Genomic DNA, 4,332 nt, shown 5'->3' on the forward strand with positions numbered 1-4,332 from the left:
GATCAACTACAAGCGGGAGAACGAGATCACCCCCGTCAACCTGCGACCACACCCCTACGAGTTCGCCCTCTACTACGACTGCTGACCGGGGTGATTGCCGGCGCCCTGCTCCGCCCTGTGCTTGAGCCGGTCCAGGGTGAGCCGGATGTGATCGGCGTTAGCAGCATTGCGATCGGCGACGCCGCTGATCAGTCGGCTGATCCCGAGTATCCAGCGGGGGCGGTGGTCCCAGGTGCTCTCGGTGACCTGGCAGCCGCCGTCCGCCGGGGTGATCTCGTACGCCCAGTGGGCCACCGGGACCATCGCCGAGCGCACGTCGAAGGCGAACAGCCGGGCGGGGTCGGCGTCGGTGACGGTGCAGGTGGTGTTCCAGCTGTGCGAGCCGTTACGGTTGGCGCCGCTGAACTTCGCGCCCGGACGCGCCGAATCGCCTTTGCGCCAATGCATGGCGACGGTCTCCTCGGCGCAGTCCGCCAGGGCGGACAGGTCGGTGATCAGCGCATAAACCGTTTCAGGGGCGGCGTCAATGCGCACGGTGCCAGTTGCTGAAGGTCGGGACGTGTCATGCATGCGGCGATCATAACGACGCCCTACCGCCGTTTCAGGGCGTCAGGGCAGCAATGATTTCGGCGGCCGCCGCCGACCGGGCGGTCCGGTAGGCGGTCCCGGCCCACAGGCTTGTCCCATGCGGATCGTCCAGGGCCACCGCCGCCGCCCGGATCGGGGTCGTCATGTGGTTGATCTCGGGGTATCCCACCGGGGCCACATCCTCGAAGGCGCGGGTGAAGTCGTTCTCCAAGCCGCGTGCGTAGCGGCCGGAGAACGCACATGTCACCGTGGTGTTGGCGAATTCCGGGTTGGTCAGTGCCGCACGGTGCGTCGGATTGGTGCCGGCTTCGTGCGCCAGCAGCAGTGCGGTACCGACCTGGGCCGCGACCGCGCCACCACCCAGCACCCCGGCCACGTCGGCCGCGGTGCCGAGACCGCCCGCCGCCACCAACGGGACATGGCCGTGGGCGTGGGCGATCTCCGCCAGCAGATGTTCCAGCGAGTCGGTGCCCGGGTACACGTCGGGCGCGAAGGTGCCCCGATGTCCGCCCGCCTTGGGGCCCTGCACCGCCAGCACCTCGGCGCCGTGTCCCAGGGCGACGCCGGCCTCGTAGGCCGACGTCACCGTGACCACCGTCAGGATGCGCAACGCCCGCAGCATGTCGATCTCGTCGGGGGACGGGGTCCCGAAGGTGAACGACACCACCGTGGGCCGCAGGTCGGCGATCACCTCGAGCTTCTCCGGCCAACAGTCGTCGTCGCCGAAGCGCGGCTGGCCCAGCTCTACCCCGTAATGCTCGGCCAGCGGATCCAGGAGATCGGCGTATTCGTCGAGCAACACCACGTCCGCGCCGCTCGGTTGGGGCACAAACAGATTGACACCGATGGGACCACTGGTGGCCGCGCGCGCGGAGGTGATCTCATCGGCCAGCTGTTGGGCGGTGCGATAGCCCCCTGCGACGAACCCCAGCCCACCCGCCTCGGTCACCGCGGCCGCAAGCGCCGGTGTGCTGGGACCGCCGGCCATCGGGGCGCCGATCAATGGGACCTTGAGTTCGGAGAAGCTGAACGCCATTCCCCTAGCCTGCCATCAACCGGCAAGCGCCCGCAGACGGGTTGGCAGCGCCCCTTTCGAACGATACGGGCCAAGCACGGCGACGCCATAGGGCTTACGCAGCAGCTGACGGGCTACGGCGTTGACCTCGTCGACGGTCACCGCCGACAGTTCCCGCAGGGTGCGGGCGATGGGCCGGTGGCGGCCGTAGTTCAACTCGGTACGGCCCAGCCGGTTCATCCGCGAACCGGAATCCTCCAGGCCCAGTACCAATCCCCCGCGCAACGACCCCTTGGCGATCCGACACTCGTCGGCGGTGATTCCATCACGAGCCACCGATTCGAGCACCTCGGCGGTCACGGCCGCCACCTCGGCGAATCGGTCCGGCTGACATGCCGTGTAAACCGACAGCGCGCCGGCGTCCGCGAAGGTGTCAACCGACGAGTAGATCGAGTAGGCCAGACCGCGGGTTTCCCGAACCTGTTGGAACAGCCGCGAACTCAGACCGCCACCCAGAGCAGTGTTGAGCACGGCCAGCGCCTGACGGTGTTGCCAATAGCGTCCGGGTGCACGCACCCCCAGAGACATGTGCGTCTGATCGGCATCACGGTTGACCACGGTCAGCCCGGGCCTGCCCGGCACCCGGGCACTGCCCCGTCGCGGCTCGGCAGGCTTCTCACCTCGAATCAGGCGATGCCCGAAGTGTTCTCGGACCAGCGCAACCACCGTGTCATGGTCGATGTTGCCGGCAACCGCGACCACCATGCGCTCCGGTGTGTAGCGGCGCTGGTGGAATGACCGCAACTGTGCGCGCGTCATCGACGACACCGACTCGACATTGCCTATCACCGGCCGGCCGATCGGATGATCGCCGAACAGCGTCGTCAAGAACACATCGCCCAGCGCGTCCTCGGGATCGTCATCGCGCATCGCGAGTTCCTCAAGAACCACGTCGCGTTCGAGGTCGACGTCGGCAGCCGCGCAGGACCCGTTGAGCACCACGTCGCTCACGAGTGCGACGGCCAGTTCCAGATCGGTGTCGAGCACGTGGGCGTAGTAGCAGGTGTGCTCTTTTCCGGTGAAGGCATTGAGCTCGCCACCGACCGCGTCCATCGCCTGGGCTATGCCGGCCGCCGTTCGGGTCGGAGTCGCCTTGAACAGCAGGTGCTCCAGGAAGTGCGCCGCCCCCGCCACCGTGGCGCCCTCGTCGCGCGATCCGACGCCAACCCACACGCCCACCGACGCCGAACGAACCGCGGGCAGGTATTCAGTGACTACCCGCAGCCCGCCCGGCAGGGTGGTGCGTCGCAGTGCGGCGCGCGGCGGCGCCCCAGTGTCAGCTTTCGGCAGTCGCGGCATCGGCAGACTCAGCGGGCCCCGCCTCCGGGGTCGACTCGTCCACAGGAACCAGCGAGATCTTGCCGCGGTTGTCGATGTCGGCGATCTCCACGCGCAGCTTGTCGCCGACCTTCACCACGTCCTCGACCTTGGCCACCCGCTTGCCCTTGCCGAGCTTGGAGATGTGCACCAGCCCGTCGCGGCCCGGCAGCAGCGACACGAAAGCGCCGAAGTCGGTGGTCTTGACCACGGTGCCCAGGAACCGCTCGCCGATCTTGGGCAGCTGCGGGTTGGCGATCGCGTTGATCTTGTCGATGGCGGCCTGCGCCGACGGGCCGTCGGTGGCGCCGACGAACACGGTGCCGTCGTCCTCGATCGAGATCTGGGCGCCGGTCTCCTCGGTGATCGAGTTGATCATCTTGCCCTTGGGCCCGATCACCTCGCCGATCTTGTCCACCGGAACCTTGATGGTGGTGACGCGAGGCGCGTACGGGCTCATCTCGTCGGGGGCGTCGATGGCCTCGGCCATCACCTCGAGGATGGTCATACGCGCGTCCTTGGCCTGAGCGAGAGCACCTGCCAGGACCGCTGAAGGAATGCCGTCGAGTTTGGTGTCGAGCTGCAGTGCGGTGACGAAGTCCTTGGTGCCGGCGACCTTGAAGTCCATGTCGCCGAACGCGTCCTCGGCACCCAGGATGTCGGTGAGCGCGACGAAGCGGCGCTCGGTCTTACCGTCGACCTCGACGTCATCGGAGACCAGGCCCATCGCGATACCGGCGACCGGAGCCTTCAGCGGCACACCGGCGTTGAGCAACGCCAGCGTGGACGCGCAGACCGAACCCATCGAGGTGGAGCCGTTGGAGCTCAGCGCCTCCGAGACCTGCCGGATGGCGTAGGGGAACTCCTCGACGCTGGGCAGCACCGGAACCAGGGCCCGCTCGGCCAGAGCGCCGTGGCCGATTTCGCGACGCTTGGGCGAACCGACCCGGCCGGTCTCACCGGTCGAGTACGGCGGGAAGTTGTAGTGGTGCATGTAGCGCTTGGACTTCTCCGGCCCCAGCGAGTCGATCTGCTGCGCCATCTTCATCATGTCCAGCGTGGTCACGCCCATGATCTGGGTCTCGCCACGCTCGAACAGGGCGCTGCCGTGCGCCCGGGGCACCACGGCGACCTCGGCGCTCAGAGCCCGGATGTCGGTGATGCCACGGCCGTCGATACGGAAGTGGTCGGTCAGGATGCGCTGACGCACCAGCTTCTTGGTCAGACTCCGGTAAGCCGCGCTGATCTCCTTCTCGCGCCCCTCGTAGGTCCCAGCGAGACGCTCGAGCACCTCGGCCTTGATCTCCTCGGTGCGCTCGTCACGCTCGGCCTTGCCGGCGATGGTCAGCGCC

Annotated in this window: 5 protein-coding genes; 1 reads left to right on the top strand and 4 read right to left on the bottom strand. The window is 67.8% G+C overall.

Annotation, left to right across the window (positions count from 1 at the left end; translation table 11 throughout):
• A partial coding sequence (locus LI94_RS24745) for a hypothetical protein (RefSeq protein WP_239651243.1) occupies window positions 1–85 on the top strand: 85 nt, incomplete at its 5' end.
• On the opposite strand, the gene LI94_RS20415 is transcribed toward LI94_RS24745, so the two are convergent.
• The 4 genes from LI94_RS20415 to LI94_RS20430 form a co-directional block, all read right to left on the bottom strand.
• Window positions 73–570 (bottom strand): SRPBCC family protein, encoded by a 498-nt coding sequence (locus tag LI94_RS20415; protein WP_046302360.1) that lies wholly within the window; start codon window positions 568–570, stop codon window positions 73–75. The genes LI94_RS24745 and LI94_RS20415 overlap by 13 nt on opposite strands.
• Window positions 571–601: 31 nt before the next feature.
• Window positions 602–1,624 (bottom strand): nitronate monooxygenase, encoded by a 1,023-nt coding sequence (locus LI94_RS20420; RefSeq protein ID WP_046302361.1) that lies wholly within the window; start codon window positions 1,622–1,624, stop codon window positions 602–604.
• Window positions 1,625–1,639: 15 nt separating this feature from the next.
• Window positions 1,640–2,962, bottom strand: coding sequence for a pitrilysin family protein (locus LI94_RS20425; RefSeq protein WP_024444059.1), 1,323 nt, complete (start codon window positions 2,960–2,962; stop codon window positions 1,640–1,642).
• Window positions 2,940–4,332, bottom strand: a 1,393-nt coding sequence (locus LI94_RS20430) for a polyribonucleotide nucleotidyltransferase (RefSeq protein WP_046302362.1), incomplete at its 5' end; no start/stop codon positions are given. The genes LI94_RS20425 and LI94_RS20430, both read right to left, overlap by 23 nt.

The organism is Mycobacterium sp. UM_Kg27, from assembly GCF_000972905.1.
In the GTDB taxonomy this organism is placed as follows: Bacteria; Actinomycetota; Actinomycetes; order Mycobacteriales; family Mycobacteriaceae; genus Mycobacterium.